General features: G+C 38.4%; 1 protein-coding gene. It reads left to right on the top strand.

The window, feature by feature from the left end:
• Positions 1-214, top strand: a 214-nt coding sequence (locus QSV46_RS41300) for a protein kinase (protein ID WP_314964599.1), incomplete at its 5' end; no start/stop codon positions are given.
• Positions 215-229: the final 15 nt, after the last annotated feature.

The raw sequence follows: 229 nt of genomic DNA, 5'->3' as shown, positions 1-229 counted from the left end.
AGAGCGCGAGTTCCAAGCTGAGATTGATATCATTAGCCGTGTTCATCATCGCCATCTTGTATCACTTGTTGGTTACTGCATTTCTGGTGGGCAGAGAATGTTGGTCTATGAGTTCATTTCCAATAACACTTTGGAATATCACCTTCATGGTAAGTTTTGTACATTCTTTGAACTCATGTCAGTTAAGGCTTTGCTCTTTATGTTGTTCTGTTAACACTTTCAAGTAAAT

Source organism: Bradyrhizobium cosmicum (assembly GCF_032290525.1).
In the GTDB taxonomy this organism is placed as follows: Bacteria; Pseudomonadota; Alphaproteobacteria; order Rhizobiales; family Xanthobacteraceae; genus Bradyrhizobium; species Bradyrhizobium cosmicum_A.
This window is presented reverse-complemented; position numbering and strand designations above follow the sequence as displayed.